This is a genomic window from Micromonospora sp. NPDC049171 (assembly GCF_040648275.1).
GTDB lineage: Bacteria > Actinomycetota > Actinomycetes > Mycobacteriales > Micromonosporaceae > Micromonospora.
Map to the genome: position 1 here is coordinate 280,383 of NZ_JBEZDJ010000003.1, position 21,006 is coordinate 301,388.

16 protein-coding genes are annotated in these 21,006 nt (G+C 69.8%); 11 read left to right on the plus strand and 5 right to left on the minus strand.

All coding sequences use genetic code 11. The annotated features are described in order from the left end of the window. The first annotated feature begins 125 nt into the window (after positions 1-125). Together AB0B14_RS05685 and AB0B14_RS05690 are read left to right on the plus strand one after the other, a co-directional pair. Complete coding sequence (locus AB0B14_RS05685) at positions 126-1,619, plus strand: sulfatase (RefSeq protein ID WP_357521538.1); 1,494 nt, start codon at positions 126-128, stop codon at positions 1,617-1,619. A 491-nt stretch (positions 1,620-2,110) separates the two neighbouring features. Continuing rightward, positions 2,111-2,491, plus strand: coding sequence for an Mth938-like domain-containing protein (locus AB0B14_RS05690; RefSeq protein ID WP_357521540.1), 381 nt, complete (start codon positions 2,111-2,113; stop codon positions 2,489-2,491). Between the two features lie 432 nt (positions 2,492-2,923). On the opposite strand, the gene AB0B14_RS05695 is transcribed toward AB0B14_RS05690, so the two are convergent. After that, positions 2,924-3,226 (minus strand): hypothetical protein, encoded by a 303-nt coding sequence (locus AB0B14_RS05695; protein ID WP_357521661.1) that lies wholly within the window; start codon positions 3,224-3,226, stop codon positions 2,924-2,926. Between AB0B14_RS05695 and AB0B14_RS05700 the strand changes: the two genes are divergently transcribed. Continuing rightward, positions 3,113-6,892: an acyltransferase domain-containing protein gene (locus AB0B14_RS05700; protein ID WP_357521542.1), complete on the plus strand. Its 3,780-nt coding sequence runs from the start codon at positions 3,113-3,115 to the stop codon at positions 6,890-6,892. The two genes, AB0B14_RS05695 and AB0B14_RS05700, sit on opposite strands and share 114 nt — an antisense overlap. 67 nt (positions 6,893-6,959) lie before the next feature. Here AB0B14_RS05700 and AB0B14_RS05705 read toward each other — a convergent pair whose 3' ends face one another. Then, a complete protein-coding gene (locus AB0B14_RS05705; RefSeq protein ID WP_357064777.1) occupies positions 6,960-7,940 on the minus strand; it encodes an aldo/keto reductase in 981 nt (326 codons plus the stop codon). Positions 7,941-8,016: 76 nt separating this feature from the next. Beyond that, positions 8,017-8,937: a helix-turn-helix transcriptional regulator gene (locus AB0B14_RS05710; RefSeq protein WP_357064776.1), complete on the minus strand. Its 921-nt coding sequence runs from the start codon at positions 8,935-8,937 to the stop codon at positions 8,017-8,019. Positions 8,938-9,158: 221 nt separating this feature from the next. On the opposite strand from AB0B14_RS05710, the gene AB0B14_RS05715 reads away from it, so the two are divergent. Then, positions 9,159-10,547: an MFS transporter gene (locus tag AB0B14_RS05715; protein ID WP_357064774.1), complete on the plus strand. Its 1,389-nt coding sequence runs from the start codon at positions 9,159-9,161 to the stop codon at positions 10,545-10,547. A 110-nt stretch (positions 10,548-10,657) separates the two neighbouring features. On the opposite strand, the gene AB0B14_RS05720 is transcribed toward AB0B14_RS05715, so the two are convergent. Continuing rightward, entirely contained in the window at positions 10,658-11,098 is a 441-nt protein-coding gene (locus tag AB0B14_RS05720) for a nuclear transport factor 2 family protein (protein ID WP_357064772.1), read from the minus strand. Between the two features lie 384 nt (positions 11,099-11,482). Here AB0B14_RS05720 and AB0B14_RS05725 point away from each other — a divergent pair, with 384 nt between their 5' ends. The 4 genes from AB0B14_RS05725 (at position 11,483) to AB0B14_RS05740 (ending at position 16,098) form a co-directional block, all read left to right on the plus strand. Beyond that, positions 11,483-12,955 carry an FAD-dependent monooxygenase gene (locus AB0B14_RS05725; protein ID WP_357521544.1) on the plus strand — a complete coding sequence of 491 codons (1,473 nt, stop codon included), beginning with the start codon at positions 11,483-11,485 and terminating at the stop codon, positions 12,953-12,955. Between the two features lie 43 nt (positions 12,956-12,998). Beyond that, a complete protein-coding gene (locus AB0B14_RS05730) occupies positions 12,999-13,478 on the plus strand; it encodes a VOC family protein (RefSeq protein WP_357064769.1) in 480 nt (159 codons plus the stop codon). Between the two features lie 8 nt (positions 13,479-13,486). Continuing rightward, the gene (locus AB0B14_RS05735) at positions 13,487-14,572 is read left to right on the plus strand and encodes an aldo/keto reductase (RefSeq protein ID WP_357521546.1); all 1,086 of its coding nucleotides are present in this window, start codon (positions 13,487-13,489) and stop codon (positions 14,570-14,572) included. Between the two features lie 83 nt (positions 14,573-14,655). Further along, positions 14,656-16,098 (plus strand): ankyrin repeat domain-containing protein, encoded by a 1,443-nt coding sequence (locus AB0B14_RS05740; protein WP_357064766.1) that lies wholly within the window; start codon positions 14,656-14,658, stop codon positions 16,096-16,098. Positions 16,099-16,228: 130 nt separating this feature from the next. Here the strand turns inward: AB0B14_RS05740 and AB0B14_RS05745 are convergent, their stop codons facing one another. Continuing rightward, complete coding sequence (locus AB0B14_RS05745) at positions 16,229-17,200, minus strand: hypothetical protein (protein ID WP_357064765.1); 972 nt, start codon at positions 17,198-17,200, stop codon at positions 16,229-16,231. 285 nt (positions 17,201-17,485) lie between these two features. On the opposite strand from AB0B14_RS05745, the gene glgB reads away from it, so the two are divergent. The 3 genes from glgB to AB0B14_RS05760 all read left to right on the plus strand — a co-directional run bounded on the left by glgB (position 17,486) and on the right by AB0B14_RS05760 (position 20,909). Then, positions 17,486-19,615: a 1,4-alpha-glucan branching protein GlgB gene (glgB, locus tag AB0B14_RS05750; protein WP_357521548.1), complete on the plus strand. Its 2,130-nt coding sequence runs from the start codon at positions 17,486-17,488 to the stop codon at positions 19,613-19,615. A gap of 249 nt (positions 19,616-19,864) precedes the next feature. After that, complete coding sequence (locus tag AB0B14_RS05755) at positions 19,865-20,173, plus strand: muconolactone Delta-isomerase family protein (protein ID WP_357064763.1); 309 nt, start codon at positions 19,865-19,867, stop codon at positions 20,171-20,173. A 40-nt stretch (positions 20,174-20,213) separates the two neighbouring features. Next, complete coding sequence (locus tag AB0B14_RS05760; protein WP_357064761.1) at positions 20,214-20,909, plus strand: EthD family reductase; 696 nt, start codon at positions 20,214-20,216, stop codon at positions 20,907-20,909. The last annotated feature ends 97 nt before the right edge of the window (positions 20,910-21,006 follow it).

A 21,006-nucleotide genomic window follows, 5' to 3' on the forward strand; every position in this document is an offset into this window, starting at 1 on the left:
GGTGCTCAGCAGAGCCCACTCGCCTCGACGGCCACTGCGGGGCGGCCGTGCGGCTACCGGGGTGTTGACCGGATCATCACGACTTGTTGAATAGATGCTGACTAATTTTAGCCAGGCTTGGCGGCATGGCTATCACCTACCAACGCCTCCTCGCCGCCACCCTCGTGGCCGGGCTGACCCTGCTCGCCGCCTGGACACCGGCACGCGGCGCCGAACCCACTCCGGCGTCCACCGCCACCGCCCCCAACATCATCTTCGTTCTCGTCGACGACCTCGCCTGGAACCTCGTGCAATACCTGCCGCAGGTACAGCGACTGCAGAGTGATGGAGTCACCTTCACCAACTACACGGTGACCGACTCGCTGTGCTGCCCGTCCCGCTCGTCGATCCTCACCGGCCAGTTCCCCCACGACACCGGCGTGTTCACCAACGGCGGAGCCGACGGCGGGTTCGCGGTCTTCAAGGGCCGGGGCAACGAGGACCGAACCTTCGCGACCGCATTGCAGGGCAAGGGCTACCGAACCGGCTTCCTGGGCAAGTACCTCAACGGCTACCTGCCGGCGGACACCCAGGGAGGGTCGCTGCCGTACGTCCCACCCGGCTGGTCGGAGTGGTACGTGGCGGGCAACGGGTACTCCGAGTACAACTACGACCTCAACGAGAACCACACTGTCGTCCACTACGGCAACCAGCCGGCCGACTATCTGACCAACGTGCTGTCACGCAAGGGTAAAGACTTCATCCAGCGGTCGGCGGCGGCCAACACACCCTTCCTGCTGGAGGTCTCGACCTTCGCCCCGCACAGCCCGTTCACCCCGGCCAACCAGGACCTCGACGACTTCCCCGGCCTCACCGCCCCGCGCACCGCGGCGTACGACCGACTGCCCACCAACCCGCCGTCCTGGCTGGCTGGCAACGCCCCGCTGACCACGCAGGAAAAGAACACCCTGGACACGAACTTCCGCAAGCGTGCCCAATCCGTGCAGGCCGTCGATCGACTGATCGGCAACCTGCGCGCCCAACTCACCACCAGCGGCATCGCCGACAACACCTACGTGGTGTTCAGCTCCGACAACGGCTTCCACATGGGCGAGTACCGGCTGACCGGTGGCAAGCAGACCGCCTTCGACACCGACGTGCGGGTACCGCTCGTCGTCGCCGGGCCGGGCGTCGTCCCCGGCTCGCAGCGTGCCGAGATCGTGCAGAACATCGACCTGGCACCAACCTTCCAACGTATCGGCGCCGCCGACGTCGGCACGCACGTCGACGGGCGCAACCTGCTCCCCCTCGCCCAGGGCGACCCGGCACCGAACTGGCGTACCGGAGCGCTGATCGAGCACCGCGGCCCCAACCAGGCATCCGACGATCCTGACGCCCAGGACCGGCGCAACGGCAGCCCAGTCACGTACGAGGCCCTACGGACAGCGACCTACACCTACGTCGAGTACTCAAACGGCGAGCGGGAGTACTACGACCGGACCACCGACCCCCACCAGCTCAACAACATCGCGGCCGGACTCTCGACAGCCCGCCGGGCCGCACTACACGACGCGCTCGCCGCGTACGTCGCCTGCCACAGCCACTCGGCGTGCTGGACGGCAGGTCACGTGCCGGCCTGACGCCGCACCAACCGCAACGGCCCTGACCTGGGGCCTCGTGCTGCCCCAGGTCAGGACCGCAGGACCGCAGGGACCTGTGCGAGGGCTCCACCCTGGCCGGCGATCCCGCCATCGTCCTGCATCGTTGAGTGACCAGCCGTCACCTTGAGTTCCGTCGTCAGTCTGCGGTCGGGCCCCACTATCGGAAGGAGTGTCCGCGGCAGTCAACTGTTCGTCGCGGACCTGTGCCTGGAGAGCGCGCAGTTGCTCGGCGAGAAACTGACCCGGAGTCGACGAGTACCTCTCGGCCGATGCCTTTCACCACTGCGAACGCTTGATATGGGCCGCCTGAAGGCGTCTGTTATCGACACCCCTCCGGACGGGCACCGAGCTAACCGGTAGACGAGTTCACCATGGGGATCTACGCCCATTGATACTGTGGAGCGGGCGATCGGCGGCGTCAGCCCCGTACGTGCCGCGGCCGACGTGGCTCCCTGCGACGAAGAGATGCCGTGTCTAGTGAAACAACTCGTTCGCCGCTCGTCCTGTCGATCTCGTGGGGTCGAATGGACGTCGAGGACCTTGGGGTTGGCAAGGACTTCACGCTCTACCCCGGGGGTGGCCACCCCTGGGACTGGTCCGAAACCGGCACCCGCCACAGCCCCGGCGTCCAGCCCGACGATATCCAAGAGCTCTTGTCTCGGGGCGCCAAGACCGTCGTTCTGTCGCGTGGCATGCAACTGCGACTGCAGGTCGACCCGCGCACCCTGACGCTACTCAAGGAGCGCGGGGTGACCGTCCACGTGGCCGAGACCACGGAGGCAGTCCAGATCTACAACGTCCTCGCCACCGCTGGCGCCGCCGTCGCAGGGCTGTTCCACTCGACCTGCTAGACGCGACCACAGACACGCTCGCGCGGCTGTGAGAGTGCGCCCGAGACCAAACCGGTCTTCGAGTACGACAGCGTAATGGTGTGGGTCGGCCACCCCGACCACTGCCGGGTCGAGCGGCGCGTCAGCGGCCGGGATCCTCACCTGGTCGAGTCGGCACGAACGTCCTGCCCTGCGCCCGTGGCCTGGAAATCCCGTGCCCGCCCGGCGCGGATTACCGCTGGGTGCACGGGCGTGGACGTTGCCAGCCTTCTTGTGGCGGTCCGATTCGGTGCCGGTGGTGCCGAAGCGCTCGACAATCGTCCGCTCGATCCGGCGGGTCGCTTCATCCCGGTGAACGATGTCCTGGGTGAGGGATTCGGTGGAGTGCGGCACCGCATCGACGACGGGCGGCGTGGCGACGCCCGAGAGGACTTATCATCATATTGTTGCGATTCAATGAACAGTGAAATTCTTCATGCCCCATCCGGTCTTCCGATGGCCGCCGCGATCAAGGGGTTCTCGGATGCTATCTTTCCCTTCCGGCAAGCCGGCCGTCGGTCTCCGGCGCGCGGTGCACGCCAGCAGTTCGCAATGTCCGGCTTCACCTGCTCGCCCGCCGCGCAGCATTTGGAGGTAACGACCATGACTGACGAAGCACCCGCGCATGGCCGCGATCCTGTCGCCATTGTCGGAATCGGCTGCGCTCTGCCCGGTGCAACCGATGTGACCGAACTGTGGGAAATGCTGGTCGCGCATCAAAGCACTATCGGAGAAATTCCGGCCGAACGGTTCGACATCGACGCATGGTACGACCCCACTCCTGGTGTACCAGGGCGTATCTCCACCCGCTGGGGGGGTTTCCTACCCGACGTCGACCAGTTCGACGCGCCGTTCTTCGGCATGTCACCCCACGAAGCCGACCGGCTCGACCCCCAGCACCGGCTCATGCTCCGCACCACCTGGGAGGCGATCGAGGACGCCGGGCTGTCCGCCGAGCGGCTGGCCGGCACCGCCACGGGCGTCTACACCAGTTGCCTGGCCGCCGACTACTGGGACAACGTCCGTGGCGCGGACATGTTCGACATGGACGCGGCGACCGGCACCGGCGGGTGGGGCCTGCCCTCGGGACGGATATCCCGCCTGCTCGACCTGCGCGGGCCCAGCATGGGTGTCGAGGCGACCTGCGCCACCGCCCTGCTCGCCGTGCACCTCGGCTGTCAGGATCTCTGGTCCGGGCGCACCGTCCAGGCGATCGTCAGCTCGGCGAACCTGCTGCTGGGTCCTGACCTCTACTTCAGCCTGTCCGAATCCGAGATCCTGTCCCCCACCGGTCGCAGCTGTTTCGGCGAGAGCACCGCCGACGGCTACGTCCGCAGCGAGGGGGCCGTGACCGTGGTCCTCAAACCGTTGAGCCACGCCCTGCGCGACGGCGACCGGGTGTACGCGGCGATCATCGGCACCGGGGTGAACAACAACGGGCGTACCAACGCCACCATGCTGGCACCGGGGGTGGACGGGCAGCGGGACATGCTCCGCGCCGCGCTACGGGACGCCGGTGTGCGTCCGGCCGACGTCGACTACGTCGAAGCCCACGGTGCCGGGACCCCGCGCGGCGACGACGTGGAACTGACCGCGCTGCACACCGTCCTCGGTGAGGGCCGGCCCGCCGAGCGCCCCTGCCTGACCGGGTCGATCAAGTCGAACATCGGTCACGCCGAGGCCGCCGCCGGTCTGGCCGGTCTGGTCAAGGCCGCTCTGGCGATCCGTCACCGGACCATCCCGGCCTCCCTGGGCGTGGAACGGCCGCACCCGCTGTTGGCCGCCGGAACACCACTGGCCCTGGCCTCCATGACCCGCCCCTGGCCGGAGACGGGACGTCCGGCCATCGCGGGAGTGAGCTCGTTCGGTCTGTCCGCCACCAACGTCCACGTCGTCCTGTCCGAGGTGACGACCGCGGACGTGACGCCTGCGGCGGCGCCGTCCACGGTCCTGTTGCCCCTCTCCGCCCGCGACCCCGGTGCGCTGCGCACCCTGGCCGAAAGGTACGCGGACCTGCTGGACGGGCCGGAGCGGGTGGAGCCTGCCCAGGTCGCGTACCAGGCCGCCACCCGACGGACCCACCACGACCTCCGCCTGGCCGTGGTCGGCGGGGACCGCGGTCGGCTCGCCCGGGACCTGCGCGCCTTCGCGGCCGGTCAGGTGCCGGACAGCGTCCGGCTCGGCACCGCGGGACCAGGCCTGCCCCGGGTGGTGTTCGTCTACCCGGGCCAGGGCGCGCAGTGGCCCGGCATGGGTCGCCGGCTGCTGGCCGATCCGGTCTTCCACCGCCAGATGGTCGAATGCGACGAGGCGATCCGGGCGGAAGTCGGCTGGTCGCTCATCGACCTGCTCTCCGACGCCCGACCACTGCTGACCGAGGACGTCGTGCAACCGGCGCTGTGGGCCGTCCAGCTCGGGTTGTCCGCGTTGTGGCGCAGTTGGGGCTTCCGGCCTGATCTCGTCCTCGGCCACAGCCTGGGTGAGGTCGCCGCCGCGTGCGTCACCGGTGCGTTGACGGTCCGGGACGGCGCCGCAGTGGTGTGTCGGCGCAGCGCCCTGATCCGAACCTTGGAGGGGCCGGGCGAGATGTGGGCCGTGCAGCTGGGCGAGGACCTCGCCCGGGAGGCCTGCAGGGACGTCGCCGACCTGGTGAGCGTGGGGGTGGTCAACAGCGACCACGCCACCGTTCTCGCCGGTGGGGCGGACGCGGTGCGTGCGGTGGTGGAGCGGCTGACGGCGCGGGGCGTGTACTGCCGACAGGTAAGGGTCCGCTACGCCTCGCACTCCCCCCAGGTGGAGCCGTTGCGTTCCGATCTGCTGACCGCCCTGGCCGACCTACGGCCACGGGCCGGCACGGTGCCCATGTACTCCACCGTGCACGATCGCGAGGTCACCGGCACGGAACTCGACGCCGACTACTGGATGGCCAACCTGCGGGAGCCGGTACGCTTCGCCTCCGCGATGCGCCACGCCCTCGCGGACGGACGACCGGTGGTGTTCGTCGAGATCAGCGCCCACCCCCTGTTGACCGGGGCGATGGAGGACACCATCGAGTCCGTGGGGGCACCCGCCGTCGTGGTCACGTCGCTGGTCAAGGACGAGGACGAGCGGGAATCCATGCTGACGGGCCTGGCCGGCGCCCACGTCCACGGGTGCGCGGTGGACTGGTCGTCGGTCGTCGGGCCCCACGGGCACCTCGATCTTCCCCACTATCCCTGGCAGGGCCGGCGCCACTGGGTGGACGGACGGCCAGCGGCGGCACCGGCCGCGCCGACGCAGCCGGTCCCGGACACGTTCACGGTGGACCAGACGTGGACCGGGCCGGCCACACCACTCGCCGTGGGGTTGTCCCTCGTCCATTCGGCACTTCACGAACTCACCGAGGGCGCCCCCACCGTGCTGGAGAACCTCCGCGTCCCGTCCGTCGGCCGGTACGGCTCCGGCGCGCTGCAGGCCCGGACCGTGCTGTCCCGTGAGCCCGACGGCTGGCGGTTCGAGGTCAGCGTGGCCAGCGGTGGCGCGGGCGCACTCGAGGGCTGGACCACCTACGCCTCGGGCAGAGCGCGGCCGGCCACGCCGCGGCCACGCCGCGTCGAGCCGCTGGATCAGGTCCGCGACTGGTGCGCTGAACCGGTCCCGTACCCGGCGGCCAGCGGGTTCGTGTCCCTGACACGGCGGTCGGGCGAGTCCCTCGGGATGGTGGCCGACGGGGGGACGCCCCACAGCAGGGCAGACCTGCTCGACCTGGCTGTCCGGGTGCTGCACAGCGCCGTTCCCGGTGGTGTCTCGGTCGTCGGGGCCGGTGGGAGGGCCATCGAGGTGGCGGAGGTGACGGTGCCCGACGCCGTCGCCGGGAAACTGTGGGTACACGCGCGCATCCGGCACGCCGACCCGACCGGAAGGGTCACCGTCGGCGACGTACGCGTCCTCGATGAGGAGTGCCGACCGGTCGGCGAGTTGCACGGGCTCGCCGTCTCGGACGCCGCCGACACCACGCTGTTCCGGTCGGTGCCCGCGGTGGCGCGAGCGGTCCACACCGGCCCGGCACGGCTCGTCCCGGCCGGGGTGTCCGGCGGGATCGCGGCGAGCCCCGTCGCCACCGCGACGGTGGCCGCGTCACCTCCGGCAGCGGGGTACCCGGACAGTACCGGCAGAATCGTCGACATTGTCGCCCACCTGTTGCACCTGTCCCCGGACGACATCGACCACGCCCTGCCGCTACCCGACCTCGGCGTCGACTCGGTGCTGGCGGCACGGCTGCGCGGCAGGCTGACCCGGGAACTCGGTGTGCAGCTACCGATCCGTCACCTGCTCGACGGCCGGACCATCGCGGAGCTGGCCAGCGACCTCGACGGGCGTCGGGCCCTCGCGGATCGCCCCTGACCAGCCGCACGTCACCTGGTACGAACGGTGCTGGCGGAGATCACGCCCGGGGCGTGATCTCCGCCGCTCAGGCGCCGATCAAGCGCATCGCGTCGGCGGGGTAACGACCCCCGGCCACGGTGTCGGGGGAAACGGCCGCCTCCAGCGCCGCCACGGTGGCCTCGTCGAGCTCGACCGTGGCCGCGAACACGTTCTCCTCGAGATGGGTCCGGCGCCGGGTGCCGGGGATCGGGACGACGTCCGCACCCCTGTTCTGCACCCAGGCGAGCGCCAACTGGCCGACGGTCAACCCGTGACGTTCGGCCAACGGACCAAGCTGGTCGACCACGGCGAGGTTGCGTGCGAGGTTGCCGCCCATCATCCGGGGCTGCCCCTCCTGCCGGAAGTCACCCTGCTCGTAGTCCTGGCTCGACCGGTAACGGCCGGTGAGGAAGCCGCGGCCCAGCGGAGAATACGGCACCACGCCCACGCCCAGCTCCCTGCAGGCGGGCAGCACCTCGTCCTCGATGTCACGGGACCACAGCGACCACTCGGTCTGCAGGGCCGCGATCGGGTGCACGGCACAGGCCCGGCGCAGTGTGGCGGCACCCACCTCGGACAGGCCGAGGTGGCGCACCTTCCCCTGCGCCACGAGCTCGGCCATTGCCCCCACGGTCTCCTCGACGGGCGTCGACAGGTCGATCCGGTGCAGGAAGTACAGATCGATGTGGTCCACCCCCAGGCGACGCAGCGAGGCGTCGCAGGCCTGGCGGACGTACGGTGCGTCGCCGCGGATGCGGTTCTCCTCGCGCACCACCCCGAACTTGGTCGAGAGCACGACGTCGTCCCGACGACCGCGCAGGGCCCTACCGACCAACTGCTCGTTGGTGTACGGCCCGTACATGTCGGCGGTGTCGAAGAACGTCACACCGAGATCGATCGCGCGGTGGATGGTGGCGACGGACTCGTCGTCGTCACCCGTGCCGTAGAACTCGCTCATCCCCATGCAGCCCAGGCCCTGGGCACTGACGGTCAACTGCCCGAGCCGTCGGGTCGGCAGAACACCCACGTCTCATCCTTTCATCGGTCTGGTCGGACAACGTCGCCCGGGACCCGGACGGTCCGGCGACTCGCGCGGAGACGGCTCAGGTGGCCAGCAGGCGGCGACCGGCGGTCCCGGCCGCGGCGCCCGCGTCTGGTCCATCCGCCTGCGCCTGCTCGATGGTCATGTCGGCGAGCAGGGCCAACGCCGCGGCGGTCGGCGAGTCGTCGGCGTCGGGCCCGTAGATCACCATGCGCTGGCCTTCGTCGTCGGGCAGCCACAACAACTCGTCCCGAAGGTGCAGTGACCCCACCAGTGGGTGCCGGTACTCCCGTACCGAATGGGCGCACTCCCGGACGGGGTGGGCCGCCCACAGGCCGCCGAATTCCGGGCTGAGCACCGTCAGGGTGCCGATCAGCTCGGTCAGTCGCGGGTCGTGCGGATAGCGGGCCGCCGACATCCGCAGGTACGCCACCGCGTCACGGGCCTTGCCCCGCCAGTCGACGTAGAGGTCACGCATGTGCGGGTCGAGAAAGACCAACCTGCCGAGGTTGGGCCGCTCGCGTTCGCTGCGCGGTGCCAGGAAGGGCAGGTGGCCGGCGAGCAGTGCGTGGCCCAGGCGGTTCCACGCCAACACGTCGGCCCGGCGGTCGATCACCAGCGCGGGGACCCGGCCGAAGGCCTCAATCATCGCCCTGACCGCGGGCCGGAGCTGCTCGGGCCGGGGCCGACGGAGCGCCCTGGGCCGTTGACGCGCCTGGTTGTAGAGGTAGGTGCGCTCGTCGTCGGTCAACTGCAGCACCCGCGCTATCGCGTCGAGCACGGCGTCCGAGGCGCCCCTGGTCTGCCCCTGCTCCAGCCGGGTGTAGTAGGCGACGCTGACCCCCGCCAGCATGGACAACTCCTCCCGGCGCAGCCCGGGCACCCGCCGTCGACCGCCGTGACTGACCAGCCCGACGTCCTCGGGCCTCAGGCGGGCCCGTCGGGAACGCAGGAACTCACCCAACTCCGTTCTCGGCTCCATGCCGCCATTATCCAGTCTCCGCCGCCGCAGAGCCTGGTATTCCGAATGCCAGGCAACCTGGTTCTAGCTCAACCACAGGGCTGGATAAGCCCGCCGAGTCGTTGCACCCTGATTAAATACACCTCCGTCGTGCAAATTGAGAGGCGATCATGGTTGGCAATACCGTCGATACGACTTCCGAACAATCCGCACAATCGGCGAAGCTCGGCACCCGCGGTTGGTTGACACTGATCACCCTGTGCGCCGCCCAGTTCATGGTCGCACTGGACTTCTCCATCGTCACCGTGGCCCTGCCGGTGATCGGCCAGGACCTCAACTTCGTCAGCGCCGGCGACCTGCAATGGGTGATGACCGCCTTCATTCTGCCCACCGCAGGTTTCCTGCTCCTGGCGGGTCGGGCGTCCGACCTTTTCGGCCGCCGCCGGCTCTTTCTCACCGGCCTCGTCATCATCACCGGGTTCTCCCTCGTAGCCGGCCTCGCCACAGCGCCGTGGATGCTCATCGCGGCGAGAGCCGGCCAGGGAATCGGGTCGGCGATGGTCGGGCCCACGGCCTTGGCCCTGCTCACCAGTTCGTTCCCTGAAGGGCCCCGGCGGAACAAAGCACTGGGGCTCAGCGGGGCCCTGCTGTCCCTGGGTTTCGTGCTGGGCACCATCGGTGGCGGCGTCATCACCGGGGGCATCAGCTGGCGGTGGACCATGCTGCTGCTGGTCGTCATGGGTTCCGCGGTCCTCGTCGGCGCGCTGGCGCTGCTGCCGCGCTCGGAGAACCGCAGCGCCACCACCCTGGACATTCCCGGTGCCCTGCTGGCCACCCTCGGCCTGCTCGCCCTCGTGTTCGCCATCTCGGTCGGCGGTGAGAACGGCTGGACGAGCACGCCGACCGTGCTGACCGTCGTCGCCGCCATCGTTCTGCTGGCCAGTTTCCTGCTGGTGGAGGCGCGGCAACCGGCACCCCTGGCACCGCTGCCGGTCCTGAACCGGCGGACCGTGAAGTGGGGCGGCCTGACCGGGTTCATCACCTTCGGCATGTGCGGTGGGACCACCGTCCTGCTGAGTCTCTACATGCAGGACGTGCTGCGGTGGACGCCCACGACGACCGGCGTCGGATTCCTCCCCGAAGGCATCGCCGCGATGGTCGCCGGAAGCCTGGCATCCCGGGTCATCGGGCGTCTGGGCACGACCAGCACGCTCATCACCGGGCTGCTCGTGCAGGGCCTGAGCACCGCCGCGATGCTCGCGCTGCCCCTCGAGGGCAACCTGGCCCTGTTCATCGCGTCGACCGCCGGGTTGGGCTTCGGCCACGTCCTGGCCGTGGTGGCCTTCATCGGCACCATGACCTCCGGGTTGGGCGAGCACGAGCAGGGCCTGGGCGGAGGGCTCGCACAGACCGCCCAGCACGTGGGCAGCGCCGTCGGCGTCGCCATCCTCGCGGCGGTGGTCACCGCCCGCACCGAGCAGCTCACCAGCGCGGGCCAGCAGCCCGCCCTCACCGCCCTGCACGCGGGGTTCCTGGTGGGCGCCGTCGTCACCGTGGCCGGCGCGGTGGTCGCCGCGCTGTTCCTGCGCCGACCCGCGGCACGGCCCGTCACCGCCGGCACCCCGGCCTGACGGTCAACGGGTCCTGACAGGCACGTGGCGGCGGTGGTCCCGAGGGGGACCACCGCCGCCCGTCCGTCGGCGGACGCGGGACCCGGCCGCGTCCGCCACGTGCGCCCTTCCTAGCCGACGCCGGGGGTTCCCTCCAGCAGCGGCACCGGGTTGAAGTACTCCACGAAGCGCACGATCCGTCCGGCCGCGTCGAACTCGAACAGGGCAGCGTTCTCGTTGCGGTACGACGTGCCGTCCACCAACAGGGCGGTCGGCTTCCAGCGGGCGAAGACCTTGTCCGGGTCCTGCAGCGGGTACAACTCCACGTCGTCGTAGCGCAGCACCGAGTAGCCCGTCGCCATCTGCTTGTACAGCTCGTACACCGCGGGCCGTCCGACCACGCTCGACGGCAGCCCTCCAGTGGCGTACGGCATGAGCTGCAGACAGTCCTCGGCCCACAGCTCGATCCAGCCGTCGATGTCCAGCCGGGACAGCAACCGGTAGTAGTCACGCAACGTTGCGACGTTGCGCGCCCTCCGGGCGTCCGCCGACAACTCCTCGTGTGGGGTCACTCGTCTACTCCTCCACTTGACCGACCGACCTTGTCGAACGCGGCGGTGAATACCGTCCACGCCGCGGAAACGACTTGTCGGAAACGACACTCCTGCACTTTTGACCATAGCTCTACGTCGATAGATAACCATTGCTGAACCGCTATGGCGCGAAGACTCCGTCAGGTCCACGGGAGTAGCGAGCACGGCGATTTCCCCGGTGCGATCGGCAGGTCTACTCCGTGCGGTCGGCGTTGCTACCGGAGCCATTTCACTCCGATCATCGATACATCACCGGCCATCGTTCCAACGATGTCACGGTCGCGATGCGACGGAACGATCGACACCGGTCCGGAAACGCAGCAGTCAGCACTGCACCGAACGATCAGCGGCAGGAGAACAGGTATGTCAGTGGGCAGAGGCACGAGGCTACCGGGCAGAACGGACGTCCTCATCGTGGGAGGGGGTCCGGTGGGGTTGGCGCTGGCCTGCGCCCTACGGACCGCGGGCGTGGACCACGTCGTGGTGGAACGCCGATCGGCCCCCGCGCCGTACTCGCGCGCCGCGGCCCTGCACGCCAGGACACTGGAGTCGCTGGCCGCCGTCGGGGTGGCCGATGACATGGTGGCGCGGGGCCGGCCGGGTCGCGCCTTCGCCGCCCGCGACGGCGAGCAGGTGCTGCTCACCACCCCGTTCGACGAGCTCGACACACCCTTCCCGTTCGTGCTGGCCATCCCGCAGGAGACCACCGAGCAGGTCCTCGAGGCGCGGTTGAACGACCTGGGCGGTGGGGTGCACCGTGGCCACACGGTGCTGGACGTGCGACGCCAGTACCCAGGCTCGACGGTGCTGGTGTCCGACGACGACACCGGCGCGGTACAGGCCGTCCAGGCCCGCTACGTCGTGGGCTGCGACGGGATCCACAGCACGGTGCGGGAACGCGTCGGCATCCCCTTCCGGGGCCACGACCGACCGCACAACTTCGCCCTCATCGAGTTCGTGATGGACTGGTCCGGCCCGGAGGGGGAGATCAGCTTCTTCTTCTCGCCGGAGGGCCTGCTGGCCGTTTCGCACCTGCCCGGTGACCGCTACCGCATCGTCGCGCTTGTCGACGACGACACGCCCACCCCCGATCTCGCCGCTGTACAGGAGATGCTCGACCTGCGGGGACCCTCCGCGGCGGGGGCGAAGGTGCGGTCGCTGGAGATGGTGTCGATCTGGCAGGTCCGGCACCGGCTGGCCGACACCTTCGCCGACGGGCCGGTGTTCCTCGTCGGCGACGCGGCCCACGTGCACAGCCCGGTGGGTGCCCAGGGGCTCAACACCGGCATCCAGGACGCGCTGAACCTCGCCTGGAAGCTCGCCGCCGTCCTGGACGGCACGGCGAGCCCGGGCCTGCTGGACACCTACGACGCGGAACGGCGGCCGATGGCCGAGGGGCTGCTGGCCTTCACCGCCCAACTGCACGACGTGTCGACCATGAGCGATCCCGCCAGCATCCACCTGCGCAACTCCATGCTGGCCACCCTCGGCCGGCTGCCGGAGTTCTCCTCGTACCTGGCGAACCGGCTGGCCCAGCTGAGCGTCAGCTACGGCGGCGGCGCCGGCACGCCGAAGCCCGCGGTGGGTGACCGGATGCCACCGCGGCCGGGGATGTCCGAAGGGCTGGGCTGGTCGATGCTGCTGCCCCCGGACGCGGACCTGGACGCGGCGACCAGGGCCGCCGCGGACAGCCCGACGGCGATCAGCGTGGCGGTCAGCGCCGACCTGCCGCACGCCGTCCTCGTCCGACCGGACGGGCACGTCGCCCTGACCGCCCCGGCAGCCGCGGCGGCCGACCTGCCCGCCCGCCTACGGACCTGGCTCAACTCCAGGTGACGGCACTCGACCACACCGACACAACGAACGGAAGGAGCGGCCCATGACCACCCAGTTCAGCCGTCCGCCGGGTTCCGCCACCCTGATGCACGTGGCGATCTCCTGCCCGGACGTCGACGAGTCCCTGCGTTTCTACCGGGAGGGACTGGGATTCTCCCGGACCTACGAGTGGACCAGGACCTTCACCGAGACCGGGCAGGTGGTGTACTGCGGTCGGGGCGTCTACATCGAACTCGGCGGCCACACCTACGTCGAGCTCTTCCCGGGGGGCCGGCGTGACGTCGACTCCTCCGCCGGGCCCCTGCAGCACATCGCCCTCATCGTGCCGAGCGTGGACGAGGCGTACCGCAACTGTCTCGGCGCCGGCGGCGCGGCGTTCCCCTTCGACCAGTGGTCCGGGGAACCGACGACCGTGACCATCAACGGATCACCAGAGATGCTCGTGCGCGTGGCCTTCGTCAAGGGCCCAGCCGGTGAACTCATCGAACTGTACGAGCAGTACAGCCCTGTCGTCACGAAATGAGGAGAGGCATGCGCTACACCGTTCTGGGCAGGACCGGCGTACGGGTCTCCGAACTCGCCCTGGGCACCGTCACCTTCGGTGAGGACTGGGGCTGGGGAGCTCCGATCGAGACCAGCGCCCGCATCCTCGACCGGTACGAGGAGGCCGGCGGGAACTTCATCGACACCGCCGACCACTACACCGGTGGCACCTCCGAGCAGATCCTCGGCGAGCTGCTGAAGGGACGCCGTGACCGGTTCGTCCTGGGCACCAAGTACACGTTGCAGACCGACCTGGCGAACATCAACTCGGCGGGCAGCCACCGGAAGAACCTGGTCGCTTCGATCGATGCCAGCCTCCGCCGGATGCGGACCGACTACATCGACGTGCTGTGGGTCCATGCGCACGACACGCTGACCCCGGTGCCGGAGATCATGCGGGCGCTGGACGACCAGGTGCACGCCGGCAAGATCCTCTACGTCGGCGCGTCCAACTGGCCCGCCTGGGAGGTCGCCCAGGCCAACACGCTTGCCGACCTGCGCGGCTGGTCGCCGTTCGTCGGCCTGCAGATCCGCTACAACCTGCTGGAGCGGGGCGCCGAGCGCGACCTGCTGCCGATGGCCCGCCAGTTCGACATCCCCGTGCTGTGCTGGGGCGCCCTGGCGGAGGGCCGGCTGACCGGCAAGTACCTGCGCGGGGGCACCGGCCGGCTGACCGTGGCGCCCCGGGAGCACAACAGCATGGGGGGCGTCGACGACCTCATCCGCATCGTCGCCGAGGTGGCCGGGGAGGGTGGCTGGTCCTCCGCCCAGGTGGCGCTCGCCTGGCTGCGCGCTCGACCGGGGACCGTCATACCGCTGCTCGGGGCGACCAAGGAGGAGCAGATCCGGGACAACCTCGGCAGCACCGAGGTCACGCTGAGCAACGAGCAGCTGAACCGGCTCGACGAGGCCAGCCGGACCCCGTTGGGCTATCCGCACGATCTGCTGCGCCAGGACGTCACCGTCAACGACATGTACGGCCGCCGCTGGTTCGACATCGACGACCGGCGCACCGGCGACCGGCGGGGCGTCGCCGATGACGTCCACTCGCCGCTGCCGCTGCCGCGCGACTAGCCACGAGTCGCGGCCGCCCCCGCACCATCCGGGCGGTGCCCGGTGGTCCCACCGACAGTACGACGGATCCACGGAAGGTAGAGATGGACACCACACGCACCAGGGAGATCGTCCGCAAGCTCTTCGAGGACGTACAGGCGGGCAACCTGCAGGGAGTGCTCGACGCCCTGTCCCCGTCGATCGTCTTCGAACTTCCCGGCAACGAGTTCAACACCGTCATCCCCAACCTGCGGACGTGGCGGGGGCACGACGAGGTGGTCGAGGCGTTCCGGCTGCGGACCGCCTTCACCGACATTCTCGAGTTCGAGCAGCGGGAACTGCTGGCCGAGGGCAACCGCGCCTTCGTGGTCAACTACCAGAAGCTGCGGCACCGCGGGACCGGCATGACCGTGGACTTCGAGTTCTCGATGATGCTGACGGTCGACGAAGACGGCCGGATCGCGCACTGGAAGGCCTTCTTCGACTCCGTACCCGAGGTCGAGCTGTTCCGTTCCGACATCGGGCAGCGGCTCCTCGCCGCGATCCGCGACGGGGCCGCCGACCAGGTCACGAAGCTGCTCAGGGACGGCGCGGACCCCGACCACCGGGACCCGGCGACCGGTCTGACAGCCCTGCAGACCGCCGCCGGTGAGGGCCGCGCCGACCTGGTGAAGGCCCTGATCAACGCCGGCGGTGACGTCTTCAGCACCGACAGCCGCGCCGGCGGCACCGCTCTGCACAAGGCGGTGCAGAACGGCGACCTCGACACGGTCCGCGTCCTGGTGGAAGCCGGGGCCTTCGTCGACGCCGTCGCCGCCACGACCGGCCACACGCCGCTGATGGACGCCCTGTGGTACAAGTGGCCGGACGTCGTGGAGTACCTGTTGGACAGGAACGCGGGGGTCAACCTCTCCACCCACTACGGCTTCTCCATGAAGGAGCACTTCGAGTACGAGCTGAACGTCAACAGCCTCGGCAAGGAGAAGCTGTTGGCCGCCGAGCAGATGCTGCGCAGGCGTGCCGAGAACGACGAGCGGCAGGTTCAGCAGCAGCGGTTGATGGCGGCGGTGACCAGGGGTGACCTGGATGAGGTGCGGACCCTGCTGGACGAGGGCGCGCCGGTCGACGCCCGGTTCCCGGTCCTCAACGGCTTCAACGACGCGCACACGCCGCTGCTGGTCGCGGCACGCGACGGGCACACCGCCATCGTCCGCGCGTTGCTGGCCGCCGGTGCGGACGTCAACGCCACCGAGCCGACCTTCGGCGCGGTGCCGCTGCACAAGGCGGTGTACAACGGCCACGCCGACATCACCGCCATCCTCGTCGCCGCTCCCGGCGTCGACCTGAACTACCAGGGGGCGACCAACGGTTACACCCCGCTGCACGACGCGCTCTGGCACGGCTACGCGGACTGCGCCCGGGTGCTGATCCAGGCCGGGGCGGCGTTGGACCGCGTCGGCCACGACGGGAAGACCCCCCTCGACGTGGCGATCGAGGTGTTCGGTGACGACCACGAGATCACCGCTCTGGTCCGCGACAACGCCTGACGGCCGTGGCCGGGCGGGGCAACCCCGCCCGGCCGCGGTGCGGGGGGCGGGCCGTCGCCGGCCCGGAGGCATCCGGGCCGGCGACGGCGGAGCGTCGCCTCCGTACCGGCCGCGGGTGGGCACCGCCCGGTCAGGTCCACCGGCCCAACTGGAAGTCGATGGCGGCGGCGTACGGGGCGTACCGGCCCCGCAGTTGCTGGAACCTCGTCCACGTCTGGTGGCGGTCCCGTTCCTCCGTCAGGCCCACGCTGATCGCCACGCCCACGGTCTCGTCGAACGCCCGTTCCTCCCGGCCCTGCAGGCTGACCGGCACGGTATGGATGACCACACCCATCTGCTCGGCCACCTGCTGCAGCCAGGCCGACCCGTTGCGCAGCAACGCACGCCCCCCGGAGGGTGCCACGGTGGGTGCCACCGCCTCCAGCAGCGCCGCGGAGTCCAGCACGATCACCGCGGCCTGTAGCCAGGACAACGAACCGGCCGACCGGGAGTGAGCCAGCGCCGGGCAGCTCAGGTGGGCGTGGCAGGTCTCGGCCAGCCACCGGTCCCAGTCGGCGAAGTAGTCGTCGACCCGGTGCCGCTGGGCGAGCCTCAGGTCCGTCAGGAGGTGGTCCGGGTCGGCCAGCAGGGACGGATCGACGAGGAGCCCGGTCAGCATCCGCTCACGTCGGTCGTAGGCGATCACGAAACGGACGAGATGGGCCAGGAAGGCGCCGGCCACCAGCGCCACCGACCCGAACGCGCCCAGCTGCCACACGACAGCGGCGCCATCGAGGCGGAGCGTGAGGAACCGGGTCAGGTCGTCGAGGTTCACGACCAGGCCGGCCGACCGCGCCAGGAGCACGAAGCCCACCTCCACACCCAGCGCCCAGGCGATCGCCACGACGAACAGGCTGACCGGGGCGTACATGTCGAGCAGCAGACGGCGCAGCGGTACCGGTAGTCGGTGGGCGACACCCACACTCACCGCGAACAGCACCTGGACGGTCCACCGCGCCGCCCGGGAGGAGCCACGCTGCGGGACGAAGACCGTCCGGACCACGCTCAGCCAGACCAGGATGAGCAATCCCGCACCCGCTGCGGCCGCGGTCACGTCAGACATTCGCTCTCTCCCGCCAGGAGTTTACGGATTCACGAATTAGGACGCACCTCCGCGATGTCCTCATTGGTGCACCATCTCCGATTATGGTCACCCGCGCGGGCCGCCGACAGCGGCCGCTGGTGGTGGTATCCCGAGTACCAGGCGTACTTTGTCGACGCCGATCCCACAGGTGGGAAGTATTCGACCCGCACCACTACGTCGACTCCACCTTGCCGGCCTCCGGAACCCGGAAATACAACAATGCGACGACCTATTTTCGGCACGACGACGCTGTCCGGGGGAAAAATGTCCTTCATCGACGCACGGCTCGAGGCGATCCTGTCCGACGAAATCGCCGACCCGCACGCGGTACTCGGTGCCCATCGGCACGGCGACACGACTGTGGTACGCACCATACGCCGCGGGGCCGACCGGGTGGAACTGGTGCTGCCCACCTCGACCCGTCCGATGACCCGCGTCCATCCCATCGGCCTGTTCGAGGCCACGGTGGACGGATCCGTCACCGACTACCGGCTGAGCGTCGACGGCGAGCCGGCCGACGACCCGTACCGTCATCCGCCCAGCCTCGGTGAGCTCGACCTGCACCTCATCGGCGAGGGCCGACACGAACGGCTGTGGACGGTCCTCGGCGCGCGGGTCCGTCCGGCGGGTGTCAGCTTCGCGGTGTGGGCGCCGCGGGCTCGGGCGGTCCGGTTGGTCGGCGACTTCGTCGGATGGAGGGTCGGCGACGGACTGCCGATGCGCCGGCTCGGGGGTTCGGGGGTGTGGGAGATCCTGGTCCCCGACATCGGCGCCGGGGCCCGCTACATGTACCAGGTACGCGGCGCCGACGGCCGGTGGCGGGCCAAGGCCGACCCGCTGGGCAGGTGCGCCGAGCCGCCCCCGTCGCGGGTCAGCGTCGTCGTCGCGTCGTCGTACCGGTGGGGCGACCGGGCGTGGCTGCGTCAGCGGGCCGAGACGACACCGCTGCACCGTCCGGTCAGCGTCTACGAGGTGCACCTGGCCTCGTGGCGGCCCGGACTGTCCTATCTGGAGTTGGCCGACGAGCTCGTCGCCTACCTCGACGACCTGGACTTCACCCACGTGGAGTTCCTGCCCGTCGCCGCGCACCCCTACGGCGGGTCGTGGGGTTACCAGGTGACCGGCTACTACGCTCCGGATCCCCGGCTCGGCACCCCCGACGAGTTCCGCCACCTGGTGGACCGGCTGCACCGGGCCGGGATCGGGGTGATCCTGGACTGGGTTCCCGCGCACTTCCCCACCGACGACTGGGCGCTGCGGCACTTCGACGGCACACCCACCTACGAGCACCCGGACCCGCGTCGGGGTGAGCACCCCGACTGGGGGACCGCGATCTTCGACTTCGGCCGGCCGGAGGTACGCAACTTCCTGGTCGCCAACGCCCTCTACTGGTTGGAGGAGTTCCACGTCGACGGGCTCCGGGTCGACGCGGTGGCCAGCATGCTGTACCTCGACTACTCCCGCGCTCCCGGACAGTGGTTGCCGAACGCCCGGGGCGGGCGGGAGAACCTGGAGGCGGTCTCGTTACTGCAGGAGGTCAACGCCACGGCGTACCGCCTGCACCCGGGGATCATGATGATCGCCGAGGAGTCGACCGCCTGGCCCGGCGTCACCCGACCCACCGACCAGGACGGCCTGGGGTTCGGTTTCAAGTGGGACATGGGATGGATGCACGACACCCTGGGATATCTGGGTGAGGATCCGGGTCGCCGACCCGCTCGCCACCACGCCCTGACGTTCGCCTCGTCGTACGCCCTCAGCGAGCACTTCGTCCTGCCGATCAGCCACGACGAGGTGGTGCACGGCAAGGGTTCGCTGTTGACGAAGATGGCCGGCGGCCCGGACGCACAGCGGGCCAACCTGCGGGCACTGCTGGCCTACATGTGGGCCCATCCCGGCAAACAGCTGCTCTTCATGGGTTGCGAGTTCGGCCAGCTCTCCGAGTGGAGCGAGCAGCACGGCCTGGCCTGGGAGCAGGCCGACGACCGGATCCGTCGCCTGGTGCGGGACCTGAACCGACGGTACCGGCGGGAGCCGGCCCTGTGGTCACTGGACGACCGGCCGGAGGGCTTCCGGTGGATCGACGCCGACGACGCGGACGGTGCCACGTACGCCTTCCTGCGACAGGCCGGTGACGGAAGCGTCGTGGTCTGCCTGACGAACCTGTCGGACCGGGACCGGGACGCGCACCGGGTGGGCCTGCCGGGCACCGGCCGGTGGCTCGAAGTGATCAACACCGATTCCACAGTCTACGGCGGGGGCGGCGCGGGCAACCTCGGGGTCGTCGGGGCCGAGCCGCTGCCGTGGCACGGGATGCCGGCCTCGGCCGTACTCCGGCTGCCGGCACTGACGACGCTGTGGCTACGCCCGGAATCCGCCGCCCACCCCGGGTGAACCGGGACGCCGGTGGTCGCCGCGGACGGCCGACACGAACGGCACCCGTCACTCCGTGCGGTCGGCGTTGCCGCCGCTCGTACGGATTGCCGATAATTGTTTCATCCAGCGAAGGCAGGCGTAATTCGCCGCCGCCGTACCGCTGACGGAGATCCCCGGACAATTCCGTTCCGGTACGCGTGCCGCGACAAACCCGGTGGACACCGCCGCCTCCGAATGACCGCCCAGATCTGTCGACGGGAGAGGTAGATGCTGTTCTACGTTCAGATGAAATGGAACCACGAGGGTCGGGTGACCCTGGACGAACTGTGGGAGATCGAGGCCGAGGAGACCGCGCACGCCCAGGAGACCGTGGATTCCGGTTTCGCGGTGGGCATCTGGAAGGTCGCCGCCCAGAAGCGCGTCATCGCCATCATCGACTCACCCAATGCCGAGGAGTTGGACCGGACGGCTCTGGGCCGGCTCCCGATGCGCGAGTACCTGGAGTTCGAGGTCGTCTGGCCGTTGCGGGACTACCTGGGCTTCGCGGCCGACGTGCAGCAGCGGTACAAGGTCTGACCCGCGCCCCGGCGCCGCCCGCACGAGGAGAGGAAGAGACGTGATCCATCAGATGATCTTCGCCTACCCGAAGCCGGGTATGTCGGAGGAGGAATTCCAGCGGTACTGGCTCGACGTGCACGCCGTCGAGTACGCGAGCAAGATCCCGCAGATCCGCCGCTACATGATCGACACCCGGATCCCGCTCGACGACCGGGATGACGAGCCACTGTGGAGTGGTGTCGCCGAGATCTGGCTGGCCAACGAGGAGGAGCAGTTGGCCTCGCTACAGACCGAGGAGTTCCTGCAGGGGGCCCGCCTCGACGAACCCCGCTGGGCGGCGTTCTGGCGCACCGTCGTACTCGACACCGACGCGCACGTCCTGGTCGAGCCACCCGCGCACACCGGCACCGGTCCCGGAGTCAAGCTCATCCGGTTGGTCAAGCGGCGCGAGGGCGTGCCGTTGGCGGACTTCCGCCGGCGCAGCCTCGGTGAACACGCCCAACTCGTCCGTCAGGTCCCCGGCCTGCGCGGCTACCTGCAGGGCCACACCCGCGACGGTGCGTACGGCATCGGCGAGGCGGTGCTCGACGCGGCGTACCAGCTGTGGTTCGACGACGTCGAGTCGGTCCACCGTGCCCTGTCCTCCGCGGAGTTCCAACAGGCAGAGAAAGAACTGCGGAGCTTCGTCGAGCCCCGCTACATCCACCAGATGCTCACCCGTGAGCACTGGGTGATCGGGCCGGAGAGCCGCTGACCTGGCCAGCTCCGGTGACAGGCGACGTGTCCACGGCGTGGCCGGCCTCCGGCCGGGACCACCCGGGAACCCCGACCGGCCGTCACCGGCGCCACCC